The sequence below is a fragment of the Bradyrhizobium sp. HKCCYLS3077 genome (assembly GCF_051167555.1).
GTDB lineage: Bacteria > Pseudomonadota > Alphaproteobacteria > Rhizobiales > Xanthobacteraceae > Bradyrhizobium.
The window spans coordinates 711,119-729,965 of record NZ_JBNPTH010000001.1 but is presented as its reverse complement, the minus strand read 5'-3'; the positions used below and the strand labels follow the sequence as shown (position 1 = coordinate 729,965).

Sequence of the window (18,847 nt, the reverse complement as noted above, 5' to 3'; positions counted from 1 at the left end):
TCTGACCGACTTTGGTACACTTCGTGTGATGCACGTCTTGTGATGCACGCCTTGCGATACTTGGACTGCGGCGGACCTTTGCAATCACGAGCCCATCCGCAGAACCGGAACGCGAAGGCCAAATCCAAATCGCAAATGCAGCGTGTTTCGAGATCGTGTTTTTGTCCAGGAGAGCGCAGCGACCGACGCCAAATTCAGCGCGAGTGTTGCAGGCCCGCTGCACCAATGAGTCGCGATCACGCGAAACCGGTCCAACCCTGGTTCCGGACATGGCAGCCGCGCCACGAGCTTGGCGAAGGCTCGGCGTGATTCGCCGGGCACGACGGCATTCGCGCCACGGCGGCGCAAAATCCCCGCAGAATCACGGGCCGCGCGGAAGCCGCGCAAGCACGGCACGACGACACGCAAGGCGGCGGTGTTTGGTCACCTTGCGCACGCGGCGTTGCACATGGATGACGGACGATGCTTGCAGATGATCTGCGGCGCGCGACAGCCTCGGGTCAGGTTTGCACTGCGCTGATGCAATCAGAGGTTTTATGACGATTTCGCCACATTCGCGCCACGGACCACCGCAGGCCGCGCGCACGCGGATCGGCCGCCGGAGCCGACCGTCCTGCTCGGATCGCGCGTTCAAACGAAGGACGTCGGCGTAGGCGGCTCTCGTCGGAGCGTGGGGTCGAACTAACCGTCGGGCAGGCGAACGCTTGCACCGAACGTGACGAGCGGCGCATCGGCCGCGCCGAGCTCGATCTGGCGCGACGGCACTTCCTGATAGCGGCCGTCTTCAGTTTTTCTTAATTCATATTGCCAGACCGTTAACGTCTCGCCGCGCGCGAGCGCGTTGCGGATGCGACTGGCGCCGCGGCCGGGCAGCTTGAGCAGATCGTCGCGCATCATGCCGATCATCGACGGGCTTTCGCCCCGATGCAGCTCGAAGAACACCATGCGATTGGGCTTGTCCTGCGGCTTGAGCACGGTATCCGCCGTGAACAGCACCAGGCAGATCGCAACGGCAATCAGCTTCCAAGTGTCGGACAACATGAGACGCATTCCCCGCACCGCCTCCGCGCAAAGACCTAGGTCTCGCGCCGACGGGCGGCAACTTACAGTTTGGTCATGAGGGTTGAGTTGACGTTGGACGTAATCGATTCGTCGCGCGAACGGCGCGATCATCGGCATGCCATCGTTCACAACATGGAGAGCACCGATGACCGACACTCAGATCGTCGCCGACGGTTACATTGCACTGTGGAACGCGCGCGATGCCGCGCAACGCCAAGCCCTGCTCGCTCGGCACTGGAGCACCGAGGCCAGCTATGCCGACCCGCTCATGCGCGGTGACGGCCATGACGGAATCGACGCCCTCGTGACCGGCGTCCAGCAGCGCTTTCCCGACTTTCGCTTTCGCCTGCGCGGCACCCCCGATGGCCACGGCGACCACGTCCGCTTCTCCTGGTCGCTCGGCCCCGACGATGCCGAAGCTCCGATCGAAGGGACCGATTACGTCGAACTGGCCGGCGGCCGCATCCGGCGCGTGACCGGATTTCTCGACAAGGTGCCGCCAGCCGCCTGACGCCTCCACGCAGCCAGCCGCCTGCACCGGGGCTCCCATGTCGCCGTGGCAGAGCAGGCGCCGTGTGATTGCGCTACGTCAACGTCGACCCTGAACCGTGACGGCAAGACGCTGCCGGCGCGACGCATTCAGGATCGCCGGAGACAGGCGTGCAGCAATCAAGTCCCATCGATGATCCCGCAATGGCGGCCGGCCCGCTGGCTGCCATTGCGACCTTGCCCGAGTTGTGGCGCTGGCGCGTCGCGCAGAGTCCCGACCACGACGCCTATCGTCACTGCGACCCGGATACCGGCCGATGGACGCGCTTCTCCTGGCGCGAGATCGATGCCGTCGTTGCGCGCTGGCGACGCGCCCTCGCGGCGGAAGACCTGGCCCCGGGCGAACGCATCGCGATCCTGATGCCGAACGGCCTCGCGCATCTCGCGATGGATCAGGCAACGCTTGCGCGGGGGCTGGTGCCGGTGCCGATGCACGCCGTCGACAATGCCGACAGCATCGCCTACATCCTCGCGGACTCCGGCGCACGGCTGCTGCTGGTCGATTCGGACGAGCGCTGGGATGAGATTGCCGCGGTCGGCCAGGCGCTCCCCGAGCTCAAGCGCATCATCTCCGCCGGACCGAACCATGGTCCCGCCCGCTCCGCCGACGATCGCCTCGTGTCGCTGGAGGCGTGGCTGGGCGCAGCCGACGCGGCACCACCCGAGGCCCCGGTCACGGTCGCGCCGCACGACCTCGCCGCCATCGTCTACACGTCCGGCACCACCGGCCGGCCGAAAGGCGTGATGCTGTCGCACGGCAACGTCGTCGCCAACGTGAAGGCCATCCACCAGCGGCTCACGGCCGGCATCGACGATTTGTTCCTGTCATTCCTGCCGCTGTCGCATACGTTCGAACGGACAGCCGGCTATTACTACCCGATCGCGATCGGCGCCTGCGTCGCCTATGCGCGCTCGGTGAAGCAGCTGTCGGACGATCTCGTCCAGGTGCGCCCGACGATCCTGGTCTCCGTTCCCCGCATCTATGAGCGGATCTATTCGCTGGTGATGCATCACCGCGCCATGGCCAATCCGCTCGAACGCGCGCTGGTCGACCTGACGATCGCGATCGGCGGCCGCCGCTTCGATGCGCAGCACGGGCGCGGCACGCCTCTCTCCACGTTCGACCGCCCCACCTGGCCGCTGCTGCAGCGCCTCGTCGCGCAAAAGGTGCTGGCGCGGTTCGGCGGGCGGCTGAAGGTCGCGGTCAGCGGCGGCGCGCCGATCGCCGAGCCGGTGGTCCGTCTGTTCCTGTCACTCGGGCTCGAGGTGCTGCAGGGCTACGGCATGACCGAGACCTCGCCGGTCGTCAGCGTCAACACGCCTGATGACAATGACCCGCGCACGGTCGGCCGTGCCCTGCCCGGCGTCGAGGTCCGCATCGGCGCCAATGACGAACTGATGGTGCGCGGACCGAGCGTCATGCTCGGCTATTGGCACAAACCGGAAGAGACCGCGCGCGTCAAGGAGGCCGACGGCTGGCTGCACACCGGCGACCAGGCCCGCATCGACGACGGCCGCATCACCATCACCGGGCGGATCAAGGACATCCTGGTGACCTCGACCGGGGAGAAGATCGCACCGGCCGATCTCGAAACCGCGATCCTGACCGACACGTTGTTTGAGCAGGCCATCGTGATCGGCGAGAACCGGCCGTTCCTGACGGCGATCGTCGTGCTCAACGCCAAGGGCTGGGCCGAGCAGCAGGCCAGATTAGCCGCGCACGGGCAGCGCGGCCCCGAGGCTGAAGCCGCTTCGCTGCTGCGCCACATCGCTCGCACCGTAAAGGCCTATCCGTCCTACGCGACGCCAAAGGCGGTGCACTGGACCTTGGAGCCGTGGACGGTGCAGCAGGGCCTGATCACACCGACGTTGAAGAACAAGCGTCCGGCGATCGAGCGAGCGTTTGCGAAGGAGATCGACGCCATCTACGCGAAGCGGCCGGCGGCAGCGCAATGAGCCGTTGACGCTGAAAAAGGCCGGGGCGAGATTGGAGCGGGCGAAGGGAATCGAACCCTCGTATGCAGCTTGGGAAGCTGCCGTTCTACCATTGAACTACGCCCGCGCTCGCCCATGCTTAGCCGAGAGGAGGCGTTTCGCCAAGCGGCTTGTTGCCGCGAGCCGGACACCGAGGCGATCCGCGGGCGCCGCGGCGCCAGCGGGCTCGCCCAATCGTGATCGGCCCGAGACCGCCGGCCTGGGAACGGGCCGAAAAGCCGGTGCTTGTGCTGATCAGGCGGCACCTCCTCGCCTCGCCGTCAGGCCCATGGAAGCTGACCACATGAACAGCCATCACCGCGCCTCCTCGGCTTCGGCAGCGCTCGCGATTCTCTCGCGTCCCTCGGCGCTCGATATCTACACACTCGCATGCGGCCTGTTCCTCACGGTCGCGCCCTGGCTGTTCGGCTTTGCTCGCGCCGCTGGCCGGATCGATGCCGCAGTGGTCGGCACGGCGGTCGTCGCGCTGTCGGTCGGCGGTCTGCTGGCATTTGCGGATTGGGAGGAGTGGCTCAAAGTCGCATTGGGCGTTTGGCTGATTGCGGCGCCTTGGATGCTCGGCTTTGCGCACACCTCGGCGATGCATGTCAGCATCATCATCGGCGTCGCCGTCACGTTCCTGAGCCTGCTCGAACTGTGGCTCGCGCATGATCCTGATTTTGCAGGCGACCGATCACGGTGACGGAGCGCATCTAACGACATGGCGTCTCCACCTCGAGGGCCGGTCCGCTGCGTTGCATCCCGCCATCGCGATACCGTTGCGGCCGTCACGACGCGGCGCTTGACAAGCATGACCCAAATCAGGGCAAACCCCGCCCCGGTCGCGCCGCGCTGCTAACACGCTGTTAACAAAATTGATGCGGGCGACCGCGACGATGTTATGCTTGTGGTGTGGGGTTGGGGTGGCGTCATGGGGCGTGGGTATACGATCTTTGATACGGCCCTCGGCCGTTGCGGCATTGCGTGGAGCGATGCGGGAATCACCGGCGTGCAACTGCCGGAAGCACGCGAAATCGAGACGCGCCGGCGCATGTTCCGGCAGTTTCCCGAAGCACGGGAGGAGCGCCCGTGTTCAAATACTGAACTTGCGATCAAGACCATCAGCGCCATGCTGCGCGGGCAGGATGTCGACTTCTCCGACGTCGTCCTCGACCTCGGCGGCGTGACGCCGTTCAATCAGCGCGTCTATGACGCCATTCGCGCGATTCCGCGTGGAGAGACGCGTAGCGCCGAAGAGCTCGCGAATGAGTTGCACGTTCCCGGCGCGCTGCATTCGATCGTGCAGGCGCTGTCGAAAAATGCGTTCGTGCTGATCGTTCCCTGTCATCGCGTACGAGAAATCGGCAATGGCCTGGACAAGCCGTCGCCCAACAGCGGCCTCATCTCCAAACGGCGGTTGCTGGCGCTCGAAGGCGCCAAGACGCCTGCGGGCTTCACGCTGTTCGACGCCTTGCTGGCCGCGGAACGGCCGCGCACTGCGTCGCGCGCACGCTGAGATCGGGGCGCGCAACGCTCGCGCGCGCGGGCGTTGCAGCAAGCCACTCGCCTTTTGCGGACCATGAATTAGATTTGCGGAATGACCGCGACGATCCTGTTCGAAAGCCGAGACGTCACCGTGTCCGAGTTCCGCTGCGCAGCGGTCCCGGGCGAGCGTCCCTATGTCGAGCAATTCGGCGGCTACTCGCTGTCCTATGTGCGCAAGGGCAGCTTCGGCTGCCATCACCGCGGCCGCTTCCACGAACTCGTCACCGGCGCTCTGCTGGTGGGCCACCCCGGCGACGAGTTCATGTGCACGCACGACCACGTCTGCGGCGACGAGTGCCTGTCGTTCTTTTTTGCTGACGAGCTCGTCGACGAGATCGGCGGCAACAGACAGGCGTGGCAGACGGGCGCGATGCCGCCGCTGCCGGAGCTCATGGTGCTCGGCGAACTCGCACAGGCTGTCGCGACGCGCGAGCAGACGCTGGGCCTCGACGAGATCGGACATCTCCTTGTCGGCCGCTTCGTTGCGGCGGTCACCGGCCGTCAGAAGCGTTCGATCAAGCCGAGCTTGCGCGATCGCCGGCGCGCGGTCGAGACTGCGCTATGGCTCGACGACAATGCGCATGAAACCATCGATCTTGCCGGCGCCGCACGCGAAGCCGGCGTCAGTCCGTTTCATTTCCTGCGGCTGTTCGCGGCGACGCTCGGCGTCACGCCGCATCAATATCTGATCCGGGCGCGACTGCGGCGTGCGGCGCGGCGTCTGAGCGAGGAGGACACCCCGGTCACCGCCATCGCCTACGACACGGGCTTCGCCGATCTCTCCAACTTCACCCGCACCTTCACGCGCGCCGCCGGCATCTCGCCCGCCAAGTTCCGCAAGGCTTCGCGCGGCGAGCGCAAGATTTTCCAAGAACGGATAAGCCGGCACTGATTGGATGATCCCAATGCACGCGGCCCCGCGTGCGGCACTTGGGAGATCATCGATGTACGATCATATCGGCCTGAAGGTCAGCGATCTCGACGCGAGCGTGCGGTTCTACACGTCTGCGCTCGCGCCGCTCGGCCACATTCTCTGCTCGAAGGACGAGACTTCCGCCGGCATCGGCCCGAAGGGCGAGCCGGCGCTGTGGCTCTATCTCGACAGGACCGGACGTAGCGGCGCGGCGCATGTCGCGTTCCGCGCCAAGGACCACGCGGCCGTCGCCAGATTTCACAGCGAAGGTCTCAAGGCCGGCGGCAGCGACAATGGCGGCGCCGGGCCGCGCACGGACTACAGCCCGACCTACTACGCGGCGTTCCTGATCGATCCCGACGGCAACAACATCGAAGCCGTGTGTCCGTGAGAGCAACGTCATGGCATCGATCTACAAGGATGTTTCCATTGCACTGCCTGCAGACGCGGTGTGGGCCGTGGTGCGCGATTTCGGCGCGGTCCATACCAGGCTGGCGCCCGGCTTCGTGGTCGATACCAGGCTCGAGGACGATGTCCGCATCGTCAGCTTCGCCAACGGCAACGTCATGCGCGAGCAACTCATCGATTGCGACGATGCGCGGCGGCGCATCGTCTATGCGATCGACGATCCACGCATGACCCGGCACAGCGCCTCGATGCAGATCATCCCGGACGGCGAAACTCGCTGCCGAATGATCTGGATTACCGACGTGCTGCCGCACGCCATCGGGCCTTACATCGCGCAGCAGATGGAGATCGGCGCGCGCACGATGCAGGACACGCTGGGGAGGCTCGCCGCCTAGCCCGCGCGCCGCACCGGCGGAGCCTCCGCGACGGAAGCAAGCTCGGCCGTGACCACGGCCGGGCTGAACTCGACCGTGGCCGGCTTCGGTCCCCAACGGGTCAGCATCACACTGGCGAGCGTGAGCACGCCGAGCAGCACCATCGACGTCGCCGCCAGCATGAAGAACTCGCCTTCAGTCGCCGCATGCTGCAGCAGATAGCTGCCGCCGACGGCGATGAAGATGAGCCGGACCGTCTGCGCCAGCACGGGGCCGAGCACCTTGGCCGCGCCCTGCGATGAGAAATACATCGAGATCGCAAGACCGATGAACGCATACATCGGCGCGGCGATGCGCAGATAATGCGCGCCGGCGGCGCGCGCGCTCGGATCCTGCGTGAAGATATCGACCCACACTTGCGGGACGAACGCAATCAAGGTGGCGAGCGCGCCGACTGACGTGAACGAGACGAAGCCGGCCGTCCAGGCGATGCGACGAGCACGCGCGACACGCTCGGCGCCGATCGCCATGCCGACCATCGGCACCGACGCCATGCCGACCGAGAACGCCACGGTGGTCATCATGAACTCCAGCCGGGCACCGATGCCGTAGCCGGCGAGCACGGCGGTGCCGAAGCCGGCCAGCATGTGCGTGAAAATCGCGATCGACAGCACCGATTGCAGCGGGGAGAAGCAGGCGACGGCGCCGACTTTCAGGATATCGGCGAACATCGCGCCGCTGATCTTGAGGCCCCGCAGCTTCGGCCTGACGCGCGCGCGGCCGGAGAACAGGTACCAGCCCATGACCGAGATGCTGACGCTGAAGGCGAGCAGCGCGCCGGCGGCGACGCCGCGCATGCCCAACCCGAGGCCCAGACTCAGCGTTCCCCCGAGCACGATCTGCAGCAGCGCGGAGCTCAGGATCATGAACGACGGCAGCTTCATGTTGCCCGTGCCGCGCAGAATGCCGGCCATCGAGTTCATCAGCCAGGGCAACATGGCGCCGCCGAAGAAGATCTGCAGATAGGCCACGGCGTGGCTCAACACCGTGCCGCGGCCGCCGAGCGTCTCCAGCAGGCCGGGGCCGAACACGAGCATGCCGACCATGAAGGTCGCGCCGAACGTCAGCGCGATCAGCAGCGCATGCGAGGCGAGCGTCGAGGCGCGGTCGGTGTCGCCGGCACCGAGCGCACGCGCAATCGCCGAGGCGACGCCGCCGCCCATCGCACCGCCGGACATCGTCATGGTGAGGATCACCAGGGGGAACACCAGGGCCATCGCGGCCAGCGCCTCGATGCCGAGCCGGCCGATATAGGAGGTCTCGGCAATGACGACGCAGGTGCCGGCTGTGTTCGCGATGATGTTGGGCCAGGCCAGCGACAGCAGCGTCTTGAGGATCGGCCCGTCGGCCACCGCGTTCCGCGACGGCTTGACGGGCGGCACGGGCCGCCCCTCGCCGACCGGAGTGTCGGCCAGGCCGATCTCGGACATGTTCGCTCCCCGCGTGGCTGCGGTTGGTGTCGCAGCGCAATTATCGGTCGTCTCTAGCACATCGCGGCGTGCGCCGGATGCATTGGGGGTGCGCGCGCGGCGCGCAGCGCGCTACAGGCGGAAGTGCTTGGAGAGCTTCAAGCCCTGCGCCTGGTAGTTGGAGCCGATCCGGCTGCCATACATCGCGTTCGGCCGCGCCAGCATCTTCTCGTAGACGAGCCGGCCAACGATCTGGCCGTGCTCGAGGATGAACGGCACCTCGCGCGAGCGCACTTCAAGTACCGCCCGCGAGCCCTGCCCGCCGGCGCCGGCATAGCCGAAGCCGGGATCGAAGAAGCCGGCATAGTGCACACGGAATTCGCCGACCAGGGGATCGAAAGGCACCATCTCTGCCGCGTAGTCCGGCGGCACTTGTACCGCTTCCTTCGAGGCGAGGATGTAGAACTCGCCGGGATCGAGGATCAGGCTGCCGTCGGGCCGCGCCTTGATCGGCTCCCAGAATTCCTCCACCGGATAGCCGCCGCGGCGGTCGACATCGACGACCCCCGTATGGCGCTTGGCGCGGTAGCCGACATAGCCGTTGGCATTGCTGCCGGACAGGTCGACGGACAGCGCGACACCACCGGCGAGATCCGCATCGTCGCGATCGACCAGCCGCTCGGCCTCGTGCAGCGCGATCAGCTCATCCTCGGACAAGACCGCGTCGCGGTAGCGGAAGCGGACCTGGGAGAGGCGCGAGCCCTCGCGCAACAAGACGGGAAACGTCTTCGGGCTGATCTCGGCATAGAGCGGACCGTGATAGCCGGCGCCGATCATGTCGAAGCGCCTCGTACCGTCGGCGATCACGCGGGTGAACACGTCGAGCCGCCCGGTCGAGCTCTTAGGATTGGCGGCGGCGACGATGTCCTTCGGCAGCGCCAGGCTCTCCAGCAGCGGCACGATGTAGACGCAGTTGGTCTCCAGCACCGCGCCATCGGCGAGCGCGATCTCGTGCAGCTTCAGCTCGTCGATGCGCTCGGCCACCGTGGAGCCCGGCCCCGGCAGGAAGCTCGCCCGCACCCGATACGCCACGTCGCCCAGCCGCAGGTCGAGGCTCGCCGGCTGGATCTGGCTCTCGACGAAATCGTATTCCGGGATGATCAGGCCAGCCTCGGCCATCGCCACGATCATGCGGTCGGGCAGGATGCCATGGGCGTCGGCGGGAAGCGAAAACGGCAAGACCTGATCCTTTGCCGGAATGGCGGCTATGCGAGCCTATATAGGGTCTTTTGACCGGTTATCCGATGGCTGGCTTGACGGAAAGGCCAGGTGGGACTATGAGCACGACTTATCCCGTGGTGATTTGAGCCGGCCGGCTTGCAGCCACGTTAAATAAGTCGCTAAACAGGCCGGGGACGATTGTGATCCCGGCCGTGAGGAGTTTTCCCAGGCCGGTTTTTTTGTGCCCATCGCCAGGCGCGGTGGTCACGATGGAGGTCACATGTCGAAGTCCCCCGCGAAGGCGCCGGCGTCGTTCGCCCACTACCGTCCCGAAACCCGGCTGGTGCATTCCGGCGGCCTGCGCTCCGAATTCGGCGAGACCGCCGAGGCGCTCTATCTCACGCAGGGTTTCGTCTACGCCACCGCCGAGGAGTGCGAGGCGCGCTTCAAGGGCGAGGATCCCGGCTTCATCTATTCGCGCTTCTCCAACCCGACCACGGCGATGTTCGAGCGCCGCATGATCGAGCTCGAAGGCGCCGAGGCCTGCCGCTCGGCCGCCACCGGCATGGCCGCCGTCACCACCGCGATCCTGGCGCCCCTGCGCGCCGGCGACCATGTCGTCGCGGCCAAGGCGCTGTTCGGCTCCTGCCGCTACGTCGTCGAGGACCTGCTGCCGCGCTACGGCATCGAGTCGACCCTGGTCGACGGGCTTGACCTCGACCAGTGGCAGAAGGCCGTCAGGCCGAACACCAAATCGTTCTTCCTGGAGAGCCCGACCAATCCGACACTCGATGTGATGGACATCCCGGCGATTGCCGAGATCGCGCATGCCCATGGTGCGCGGCTGATCGTCGACAACGTCTTCGCCACGCCGATCTGGCAGAGCCCGCTGGCGCTGGGCGCCGATGTCGTCGTGTACTCCGCGACCAAGCATATCGACGGCCAGGGCCGCTGCCTCGGCGGCGTGATCCTGTCGTCGGAGGCGTTCATCGCCGAGCACATCCACAATTTCATGCGCCAGACCGGCCCGTCGATCTCGCCGTTCAATGCCTGGGTGCTGCTGAAGGGCCTGGAGACCCTGGCGGTGCGCGTGCGCGCGCAGACCGACACGGCGGGTAAGGTGGCCGACTTCCTCGCCGCGCATCCGAAGATCTCGCGGCTGATCTATCCGGGCCGCGAGGACCATCCGCAGGCGGCGACGGTCAGGAAGCAGATGCGCGCCGGCTCGACCTTGGTCGGCTTCGAGGTCAAGGGCGGCAAGCCCACGGCGTTCCGCACGCTCAACGGGCTCAAGCTCGCGCGCATCTCCAACAATCTCGGCGACTCCAAGACGCTGGTCACGCATCCCGCAACGACCACGCATCAGCGGCTGACGCCGGAGGCGCGCGCCGAGCTTGGGATCAGCGAGGGCTTCATCCGCTTCTCCGCCGGCCTCGAGCATGCCGAAGATCTGATCGAGGATCTCGACGCGGCCCTGAAGGCCGCTTAGCCAATGGCGAATTGGCAGTAGCGAATAGATGGTCCCGTCCCCTATTCGCTACGCGCTATTCCCTGCTCGCGCTCGTCACATCGGCCGATAGGTCAACACCTCGGACGGCGCGTTGATGCCGAGCTTCACCTGGCCGACCGAGCGGATGATGTCGTCGCCGAGCAGCTGGGCGAAGCAGGCGTAGCCCCAGTCGCTCATGTGCAGGCCGTCCGAGATCACGAACTCATTCATCGGGATCGCCTGGCGCTCATGCCAGTCGCGCATCACCTCGAAGCGCGGGAAGATGCCGGCGTGATGCAGCTCGGCGATGCGGCCGAGCAGCTTGTTCATGCGGCTGGCGTTCTCCGAACGCTCGTTGACCCTCGGCGAATATTGCAGATCGACCAGCACGACGTCGGATGCCGCCGCCTGGATCTTGGCGACGCCGTCCTCGACCAGCTTGGCGGTCTCGGTCGGATCGAGGTCGCGCAGCACCGCATTGGTGCCGACCTGCCAGATCACGAGATCCGGATGGCGGTCGATCACCGACGTCTCCAGCCGCTTCATCATCTCCGGCGCATCCTCGCCGCCGACGCCGGCATTGATCACGGTGATGTCGGCCATCGGATATTGCCGGCGCAGCTGCGCTGCGAGCCGGTTCGGATAGTTGTAGTCGGGCGTGCTCGCGCCATAGCCCTGCGTCGATGACGAGCCGAAGGCGACGATGACGACCGGCAGGCCGGAGGCCAATTTGTTCGCGACATGCGGCAGGGAGATGAAATTCTTCTTCGCCACGCCCTTCGGCGGCAGGCAGGGCACGCGGTTGAAGATGTCGCTCGCGGACTTCGCGACCTGCTTGACCTTGTCGATCGCGCGCTCGGTGATGCTGCGCGACTGCGGCGGGGTGGCGGCCATGACCGCCGCACTCGCGGGCGACTGCGCGTCCGTCATGGCTGGCGCATTTGCCGGCGGCGACGTCTTGGCCGCAGGATTGACGGCGGCGATCGGACCGGGCGCCGGATTGCCGGCCTGAGCCACCACGACGTGGCCGATGGTCGGACGCAATTCGCTGACCGCAAACTCGGCAGCCACCTCGGCGCCCTGCGCGCGTGCGAGCTGCGGGCTGATCGAGAGAGCCGTCACCAGGACCACGGCAGCCGAAAGCGTCTCCCATGTCCCAGATACGCGGCACAATTTATTCGAACACATAGACAACATGACCCTAGTTCTGCTGCGCCGGACCGACATGCGCCGCGTCGATGATGAACTTCGACAGCGCCCGTCCGAGGCAATCATGAACCTGCTTGGCCAGCTCGACCCCGTGCGTCGGATTGAACAGGTCGAAATCGCCCTGCTCGTTCCATTGCCGCATGATCGCGAAGCGATCGAACAGCGGGATGTCGCGCTGCTGCGCCACCACCCGCATGTTGTCGACATAGGGCGGCACGGAAATCAGCGTTTCCGTCCGCGGGCTGTATTGCAGGTTCATCAAGACGACATCAGCTCCCGCTTTCTGCAGCGTCGCCACACCGTCGTCGACCGCCTGCCGGAACTCATCAGGATCGATCGACCGCATGGCGTCGACCGTTCCGGTCTGCCAGATGACCAAATTAGGCCTTTTTCCTTCCACCAGTTTAACAAGATTTCCGGCGATTTCCTCCGCCGTCTTTTTCGGCTGCAGCTCGACGGTCAGGTTGATGGTGACGGCCGGAAGCTTGTCCTTCAGGGCCGCCTGCAGCCGGTAAGGATACGCGGCGGCATCCGCCGTGCTGACAATGGAGGATGAGCGGCTTCCGACGACCAGAATATCCAGCGTGCGGGCGGTCTTGACGGCGTCTGCAACTTTCGGGAGCGGGCTCTCGGTCGTCAGCAGGTAGGCCGGCACCTCGCAATTCTGCGGCGCGTCTTCCGCGCGCGCAGACGCTGCCAGCGTCACCGCCAGCGCTGCGATACCAAACCTTAACCACGAGACGGACTTCATCAGCCCCCTCCCGCCAGATCGGCGTTGCTGCGCGCACCTTTTCGCGCCGCGCCCTTATCGGCCTCACGCTTGTACCACGAAATCAGCGACGCCACCCCCCACATGATGAGGATGCCGCACAGGCTGATCACCGCATGCATCATGGCGCCGCCCGACACTTCGGCAAGCACGAAATGACCCGCGAACGCCAGAAACACGCCGAGGCAGAAGATCTCCAGCGAGTGTTGCCCGCAAACAATCAGCGGCCGCAGCCAGCGTGACTTCAGCAGCGGCCAGTCCTTGCGCAGATAGTGCACGGTGAGTGCTGCGAGTGCGAGGAAATGCGCGAAACGCAACACGTCAAGATCGGTCTTGTCGATCGGATACATCCATTGCTCGATTCGGCGCGGCATCAGATGACCGAGCTGCGGGATGTACCAGGTCAGGGTGACGCAGAAGGCCGCGACCAGATAGGCGACGCAGAGCCCGAGCGTGATCGGGGAATTGATGATGCGTGACATGCGCTGTGCGCCGCCGAGCGCGCACCACGCGCCGAACACGAACAGCAATTGCCAGGCGAACGGATTGAAGGCCCAGAAGCCGTTCGGATAGGCGGTGAGATAGAGATCGAGCTCCCAGGTGACCGCGTAGAGAACGACCGACAGACCGAGGGTGACATCGGGACGCCAGCGCATCAGCCACAGGATCAGCGGCAGGAACAGCATCAGCACGATGTAGAGCGGCAGCACGTCCATGTTGACAGGCCGGAAGCGCAGGATCAGCGCCTGCACGATCGTCACGTCCGGCTGCTTCAGGAAGTCCATGATCCCCATCTCTTCGGTGTAGAGCGGGTTCTCGAAGCTGGTTGCGACGTAGGAGATTTCGGCGAGGAAGATCGTGAACAGGAAGACGTGGGCGACGTAGATCTGCCAGACCCGGCGCAGGATGCGCGCGGTGGCGACGATGAAGCCAGCGTCCTGCATCGCGCGGCCGTAGACGAACGCGGCGGTGTAGCCGGAGATGAAGATGAAGATCTCGGTGGCGTCGGAGAAGCCGTAGTTGCGGATCGTGAACCAGGTCAGCAGATTCGGCGGCAAATGATCGATGAAGATCAGCCACAGTGCCAGCCCGCGGAACAGATCGAGCCGCAGCTCGCGCTCACCGACTGCCGGGAATGTGATTGCGGGTGAAGCAGCCTTCGCCGGCGGCGCCGCTGCCGGGGCAGCCGTGATGGCGGGCGCGGCCACGCTCGCAGCCGCAGCCGTTTCCGCGAGCGACGTCGGCGCGGCAGCGGCGGGCGCGGATGGTCCGGAAAGGCGATCGGCAATCGACGTCATCAGGCACCACGTCAAGGCTGCCAGCCTGGAAGGCCCGGCAGGGCGAATGTAGGGCTGCGCAATTTTTGCGCAAGCGATGAAGGACTTGTCGGCTGGGCCGTGCCCAGTTTTTCGGCCGCGCGGACCAACGGCAGCGATCGCAACGCATCACAGGGGCGACGACGGCCGGCTCCGCCGGGGCTCCGATCCCGACTGACGGATCGGAGGATACCCGGCGGCAGAGTCCGCGATTCTGGTGCCATAAGGCGGAACTGTGTTGAAAGCACGATGGCGTTACGATTGGTTCCGACATCGGTTTCCGCTACAATGCCGTCATGTATCGCGCCGTGACTCGCCACATCGAAGTGACCGTCGAGCCCAACTTCCTGCCCGAGAAATCCTCGGTCACGGATGGCCGCTGGTTCTGGTCCTATACAGTCGTCATCACCAATACCGGTGAGGAGACGGTGCGGCTGCGCAGCCGTCACTGGATCATCACCGACGGCGTCGGCCGGCAGCAGGAGGTCCGCGGCGAGGGCGTGGTTGGCGAGCAGCCGGTGCTCGCGCCGGGCGAGCGGTTCGAATACACCTCCGGCGTGCCGCTGACGACCGCCTCCGGCTTCATGTCGGGCTCCTATCAGATGGAGAGCGAGAGCGGCGAGCAGTTCGATATCGCGGTGCCGGCGTTCTCGCTGGACGGACCTGACGGCGGCAAGCGGGTGCTGAATTAGCGGGGGCGCTGACGTCTCGCGGTGAGTAGGTGTGTACGCCGGATCCCTCACGGTCATCGCCCGGCTTGACCGGGCGATCCAGTATTCCGGGACCGCAGTGATCAAACGAGAGGGCTCGGCGTAATGGATGCCCCGCCTTCGCGGGGCATGACAGCGGAGCAAGACCGCCAGAACCCACGTTGCAGTCATTCGCCAGATCGACACGCCTCAACGCCCTCGCCACGCATCCGCGCCCGAGCTTTGTCCTCTTCGTCCGCCCTCTTCCAACAGAGGGCGCAGGGAGAGCCAGGCCTCGGCTGAGGCCTGCGGCCCGCCTGCGAGAAAAAATGCAGGCGGCAGGTACCACAGGTTCAGCCGGAACGACCCGACCCTCCCTGCGCGATCGGTTTTAACGGCTGCTTCGCGTTCTCCCTGGTGCGCCGGGCTTGTTGGCCACCATCCCCACGTGAAGCAGCGCTCCAACGCGAGTTGATATCAGCATCGGGATATCAGGACCGCGCGACTTGACCGTGCGTGCACCGCCGTTCGTCCGCGCGAACCAAGCCACGCTGCGCCGACACACGCCCATCGCATCCCACTGCCAACGTCTCGTGACGGTCGCGACACGCCCCTCATGCGGCAGCAGGGACGCGCGGAAATGTGCGCCTGATTTGCCCGACGACACAAGTTGTTTGTTGCTGCGACAGAGTAGCGCGACGGGCAAATGGACGGCGAACCGTCACGGAAGCTCCCGGAGAGCCGAACTAACAAGGTCCGCTCGCCGCGACGCGGCGCTTCACATGACCCGGATGGGCGCGGTGAAGCGGACGGCGCGGCCGGCCGGCCAGAACGCTTCGATCACCACCATGTCCATCCCGGTGTAGCCACGCTGTGAGACGTACACGGCCTGAACGCCCGGCACGCGACGGCGATTGCAGGCGCTGCGCACATTGCCCTCGGGGAACGTCGGATAGAATCCGGCATGGCGGATGGTGACCTTGCCATGCTCGGGCTCCTGGACGATCCGCAGCACGACCTCGCCGGCGGCGGTGCAATCCGGATTGGTGGCACCGGCCTGATAGAGGATCACCGGCCTGCCCGACAGGACGAATTTCGTGGCGGCCTGCGCCGCCCCCATCGACACGAGCAGACCGATCACGACCAACAGCACACGCATGCAACGCCCCCGGCAACGCCTTTCGAGTGGAACTTAGCCGCGGAGGTTGCAAACGTCGAGAGCGTTGGGATGCCCAAACATCGAGTTCGACAGACGAACGATCCGCGCGATGTCGCGCCTTCGCGGAGCAGCCGATCGATCAGACCACGCGGATGGCAACGGTGGCACGCTGGGCGCGGCCGTTCGGGAAGAACACCTCGATGACGACGAGATCGTCGCCGACATAGCCGCGCTGCGAGACATAGGTCACCAGCACGCCGGGCACGCGGCGCGCGTTGCAAGTGCTGCGCAGATTGCCCGCCGCATAGTTCGGAAACACGCGCGTCCTGCTGACCGAGACCCTGCCGTGCTCCGGGCCTTGCACGACCCGCACCTCGACATTGCCGAGCGCGGTGCAATCGGGATTGACCGATGTCGCGTTGAACAGGATCAGCGGCTTGCCGGACGGGATCACCCGCTCGGCGCGCGCCGCCACGACGGACAGAAGAAGCGAGACGACAACAAACAGCGCACGCATGCGAGTGCCCCCAGCACCTGAACCCGCCGGAACCTTAGCTGCGCGAATTGCAGACGTCGAGATGCGCAAGGGAGAACGATCAGGCGTGTTGCAGGCTTGCGATGTCCGGCTCCTCCGCCAGAATTCATGCGCGCGCCCACGCAGGAGTTTCACACTGCTGTCATCGCGAGGAGCGAAGCGACGACGCGATCCAGAGCTGCGGAAACCACTCTGGATCGCTTCGCTGCGCTCGCGATGACGTGGGGAGATAGCTCGCTCCGCCACTTCGCCCTGACTTGCAGAGCCAGGCTTGCGCTCTCAGTTCTGCGTCACGCCCGCTTCGTGCGGCGTGAACTGATAGACCGAGGAGCAGAACTCGCAGGTGACGACGACCTTGTCGTCCTTGACCATGTCGGCGCGGTCCTCGGGGGAGAAGCTCTTCAGCATGTTGGCGACCGCGTCGCGCGAGCAGGAGCAGCGCGCCTGCAGCGGCACGAGGTCGAACACGCGGACGCCGCGCTCGTGGAAGAGACGGTACAGCAGCCGCTCGCCGGACAGTGCGGGATCGATCAGCTCGACGTCCTCGACGGTGGCAACCAGCGACTGGCCCTCGACCCAGGCCTCGTCCTCTTCGACCGCGTGCAGCTCGGTGCCCTCGGGCGCGTCGCCGGGAGGCAGGTCGGCTTGGCGCAGGCGCTCGGGCGCTTGCGGCAGGAATTGAGTCAGCAGGCCGCCGGCGCGCCAGCGGTGCTTGCCGCCGCTCCACTCCTCGCCGACGGCGAGGCGCACGCGCGTCGGGATCTGCTCGGAGCGCAGGAAGTATTCGTGGGCGGCCTCCTCGAGGCTGCCGCCGGTGAGCGCGACGAGGCCCTGGTAGCGGCTCATGTCGGGACCCTGGTCGATGGTCATCGCCAGATGGCCCTTGCCGAGCAGAGTGCCGGAGTCCTTGGCCTGCTCCTTCAGCTCCTGCAGCCGCGCCTCGTCATAGCGCGCATAGGCGCGGAGACGATCGGGGGCCTGGAAGTCGACCACCAGGAACGACACCGGGCCGTCGGTCTGGGTCTGCAGGATGAAGCGGCCGTCGAACTTCAGCGCGGAGCCGAGCAGGGTCGTCAGCACGATGGCCTCGCCGAGCAGCTTGCCGACCGGCGCAGGATAAGCGTGCTTGGTGAGAATGTCGTCGAGCGCCGGCCCCATCCGGGTCAGCCGCCCGCGCAGATCGAGCGCGGCGACCTCGAACGGCAGCACGGCGTCATCGACCGGCACGGCCGACGGGGCGCGGCTGGTGTCGAGGTTGATGTTGGTGTCGGGGGGATTGGCTGTCATGGGGCGTATTTGGGGGTGAAGCGGTCGAAAGTGAAGGGGTTTGTGGAACTAGCGCGTATGGCGGGGTCCGTATACCTTCGCTTGCAGGATTTACCCGCATGGAAGGGGGGGTTCATGCCGTCGACACCGAACCATCGACCGACCGGCACGCGCATCCGCAACTTTGCCAAGGCGATGCGCCAGACGCCGACGGATGCCGAGGCCGCGATGTGGCGGCTGCTGCGCGACCGCCGGCTTTCGGAGTTCAAGTTTCGGCGGCAGGTGCCGTTTCGGAACTACATCCTCGACTTCGTCTGCTTTGAACATCGGCTGGTCATCGAGATCGATGGAAGCCAGCATGCGGATGCGAAAGGTGATCTGACGAGAGACGCCATGCTGGCCAGCGAAGGCTTCAGAGTTGCGCGGTATTGGAACAACGATGTGCTTCAGCAACGAACCGCCGTGCTAGAGGATATTCTCGCAAAGCTGAGCGAGGGGCGAGAGGGGTTCGTGCCACAAACTGAGGCCTGAGCCCGGGGCGACCCCTCACCCGGTTTCCATGCTCTGCATGGAAACCACCCTCTCCCACAAGGGGAGAGGGTATACCGAGCGCGCCGTGCCATCCCGGCCCTTCACGACTAATTGGATCGGATCAAGAAGATCGACGAAGAAGCCCCGCCAGTGCCAATGACTGCGCCCTCTCCCCTTGTGGGAGAGGGCATGTATGACGGTTCGGCAGGCTCGGTTGGGTGAGGGGTTCGTGCCACAAACTGAGGCCGGAGTTCGGGGCAACCCCTCACCCGGCTTCCATGCTCCGCATGGAAACCACCCTCTCCCACAAGGGGAGAGGGTATGCCGAGCGCGCCGCGCCATCTCGCGCCCTTCACGACTAATGAGATC

The 18,847-nt window shown here is 65.7% G+C and carries 19 protein-coding genes, 1 tRNA gene and 1 riboswitch; of the genes, 10 read left to right on the top strand and 10 right to left on the bottom strand.

The features are described from left to right. Nucleotides 1-681 precede the first annotated feature (681 nt). Nucleotides 682-1,179 carry a hypothetical protein gene (locus ACQR0Z_RS03175; RefSeq protein ID WP_434856438.1) on the bottom strand — a complete coding sequence of 166 codons (498 nt, stop codon included), beginning with the start codon at nt 1,177-1,179 and terminating at the stop codon, nt 682-684. A 28-nt stretch (nt 1,180-1,207) separates the two neighbouring features. Between ACQR0Z_RS03175 and ACQR0Z_RS03170 the strand changes: the two genes are divergently transcribed. Both ACQR0Z_RS03170 and ACQR0Z_RS03165 read left to right on the top strand, forming a co-directional pair. Next, the gene (locus tag ACQR0Z_RS03170) at nt 1,208-1,573 is read left to right on the top strand and encodes a nuclear transport factor 2 family protein (RefSeq protein ID WP_434856439.1); all 366 of its coding nucleotides are present in this window, start codon (nt 1,208-1,210) and stop codon (nt 1,571-1,573) included. 149 nt (nt 1,574-1,722) lie between these two features. Further along, a complete protein-coding gene (locus tag ACQR0Z_RS03165) occupies nt 1,723-3,567 on the top strand; it encodes an AMP-dependent synthetase/ligase (protein ID WP_434917657.1) in 1,845 nt (614 codons plus the stop codon). Nucleotides 3,568-3,599: 32 nt separating this feature from the next. On the opposite strand, the gene ACQR0Z_RS03160 is transcribed toward ACQR0Z_RS03165, so the two are convergent. After that, a tRNA-Gly gene (locus ACQR0Z_RS03160) sits at nt 3,600-3,673 on the bottom strand. Between the two features lie 216 nt (nt 3,674-3,889). On the opposite strand from ACQR0Z_RS03160, the gene ACQR0Z_RS03155 reads away from it, so the two are divergent. From ACQR0Z_RS03155 to ACQR0Z_RS03135, 5 genes are all read left to right on the top strand, one after another. Further along, a complete protein-coding gene (locus ACQR0Z_RS03155) occupies nt 3,890-4,288 on the top strand; it encodes an SPW repeat protein (protein WP_434856441.1) in 399 nt (132 codons plus the stop codon). 228 nt (nt 4,289-4,516) lie between these two features. Continuing rightward, nucleotides 4,517-5,101, top strand: coding sequence for a methylated-DNA--[protein]-cysteine S-methyltransferase (locus ACQR0Z_RS03150; RefSeq protein ID WP_434856573.1), 585 nt, complete (start codon nt 4,517-4,519; stop codon nt 5,099-5,101). Between the two features lie 81 nt (nt 5,102-5,182). Further along, nucleotides 5,183-6,022, top strand: coding sequence for a helix-turn-helix transcriptional regulator (locus ACQR0Z_RS03145; protein WP_434917656.1), 840 nt, complete (start codon nt 5,183-5,185; stop codon nt 6,020-6,022). Between the two features lie 52 nt (nt 6,023-6,074). After that, nucleotides 6,075-6,434 (top strand): VOC family protein, encoded by a 360-nt coding sequence (locus ACQR0Z_RS03140; RefSeq protein ID WP_434917655.1) that lies wholly within the window; start codon nt 6,075-6,077, stop codon nt 6,432-6,434. A gap of 10 nt (nt 6,435-6,444) precedes the next feature. Beyond that, a complete protein-coding gene (locus ACQR0Z_RS03135) occupies nt 6,445-6,846 on the top strand; it encodes an SRPBCC family protein (RefSeq protein ID WP_434917654.1) in 402 nt (133 codons plus the stop codon). On the opposite strand, the gene ACQR0Z_RS03130 is transcribed toward ACQR0Z_RS03135, so the two are convergent. Both ACQR0Z_RS03130 and ACQR0Z_RS03125 read right to left on the bottom strand, forming a co-directional pair. Beyond that, nucleotides 6,843-8,315, bottom strand: coding sequence for an MATE family efflux transporter (locus tag ACQR0Z_RS03130; RefSeq protein WP_434917653.1), 1,473 nt, complete (start codon nt 8,313-8,315; stop codon nt 6,843-6,845). The genes ACQR0Z_RS03135 and ACQR0Z_RS03130 overlap by 4 nt on opposite strands. Before the next feature lie 111 nt (nt 8,316-8,426). Further along, nucleotides 8,427-9,533: a 2'-deoxycytidine 5'-triphosphate deaminase gene (locus ACQR0Z_RS03125; protein ID WP_006615150.1), complete on the bottom strand. Its 1,107-nt coding sequence runs from the start codon at nt 9,531-9,533 to the stop codon at nt 8,427-8,429. Nucleotides 9,534-9,639: 106 nt separating this feature from the next. After that, nucleotides 9,640-9,719, top strand: a riboswitch (SAM riboswitch). A 76-nt stretch (nt 9,720-9,795) separates the two neighbouring features. On the opposite strand from ACQR0Z_RS03125, the gene ACQR0Z_RS03120 reads away from it, so the two are divergent. Continuing rightward, nucleotides 9,796-11,004, top strand: coding sequence for an O-succinylhomoserine sulfhydrylase (locus ACQR0Z_RS03120; RefSeq protein WP_434917652.1), 1,209 nt, complete (start codon nt 9,796-9,798; stop codon nt 11,002-11,004). Between the two features lie 75 nt (nt 11,005-11,079). On the opposite strand, the gene ACQR0Z_RS03115 is transcribed toward ACQR0Z_RS03120, so the two are convergent. Genes ACQR0Z_RS03115 through ACQR0Z_RS03105 form a run of 3 tightly spaced genes read right to left on the bottom strand, consistent with a single transcriptional unit; the run spans nt 11,080 to nt 14,280 of the window. Continuing rightward, nucleotides 11,080-12,192 carry a GDSL-type esterase/lipase family protein gene (locus tag ACQR0Z_RS03115; protein WP_434917651.1) on the bottom strand — a complete coding sequence of 371 codons (1,113 nt, stop codon included), beginning with the start codon at nt 12,190-12,192 and terminating at the stop codon, nt 11,080-11,082. A gap of 13 nt (nt 12,193-12,205) precedes the next feature. Beyond that, nucleotides 12,206-12,964 (bottom strand): SGNH/GDSL hydrolase family protein, encoded by a 759-nt coding sequence (locus ACQR0Z_RS03110; RefSeq protein WP_434917650.1) that lies wholly within the window; start codon nt 12,962-12,964, stop codon nt 12,206-12,208. Next, nucleotides 12,964-14,280 carry an OpgC domain-containing protein gene (locus tag ACQR0Z_RS03105; protein WP_434856450.1) on the bottom strand — a complete coding sequence of 439 codons (1,317 nt, stop codon included), beginning with the start codon at nt 14,278-14,280 and terminating at the stop codon, nt 12,964-12,966. Before ACQR0Z_RS03105 ends, ACQR0Z_RS03110 begins: the two co-directional genes overlap by 1 nt. A gap of 314 nt (nt 14,281-14,594) precedes the next feature. On the opposite strand from ACQR0Z_RS03105, the gene apaG reads away from it, so the two are divergent. Continuing rightward, nucleotides 14,595-14,990 (top strand): Co2+/Mg2+ efflux protein ApaG, encoded by a 396-nt coding sequence (apaG, locus tag ACQR0Z_RS03100; protein ID WP_434856451.1) that lies wholly within the window; start codon nt 14,595-14,597, stop codon nt 14,988-14,990. A 775-nt stretch (nt 14,991-15,765) separates the two neighbouring features. On the opposite strand, the gene ACQR0Z_RS03095 is transcribed toward apaG, so the two are convergent. The 3 genes from ACQR0Z_RS03095 to ACQR0Z_RS03085 form a co-directional block, all read right to left on the bottom strand. Then, complete coding sequence (locus ACQR0Z_RS03095) at nt 15,766-16,146, bottom strand: hypothetical protein (protein ID WP_434917649.1); 381 nt, start codon at nt 16,144-16,146, stop codon at nt 15,766-15,768. Between the two features lie 139 nt (nt 16,147-16,285). Next, on the bottom strand, nt 16,286-16,663 hold the full coding sequence (locus tag ACQR0Z_RS03090; RefSeq protein WP_434917648.1) for a hypothetical protein: 378 nt from the start codon (nt 16,661-16,663) through the stop codon (nt 16,286-16,288). Nucleotides 16,664-16,960: 297 nt separating this feature from the next. Further along, nucleotides 16,961-17,968 (bottom strand): Hsp33 family molecular chaperone, encoded by a 1,008-nt coding sequence (locus tag ACQR0Z_RS03085; RefSeq protein WP_434917647.1) that lies wholly within the window; start codon nt 17,966-17,968, stop codon nt 16,961-16,963. Nucleotides 17,969-18,082: 114 nt separating this feature from the next. On the opposite strand from ACQR0Z_RS03085, the gene ACQR0Z_RS03080 reads away from it, so the two are divergent. Beyond that, the gene (locus ACQR0Z_RS03080; RefSeq protein WP_434917646.1) at nt 18,083-18,478 is read left to right on the top strand and encodes an endonuclease domain-containing protein; all 396 of its coding nucleotides are present in this window, start codon (nt 18,083-18,085) and stop codon (nt 18,476-18,478) included. Nucleotides 18,479-18,847: the final 369 nt, after the last annotated feature.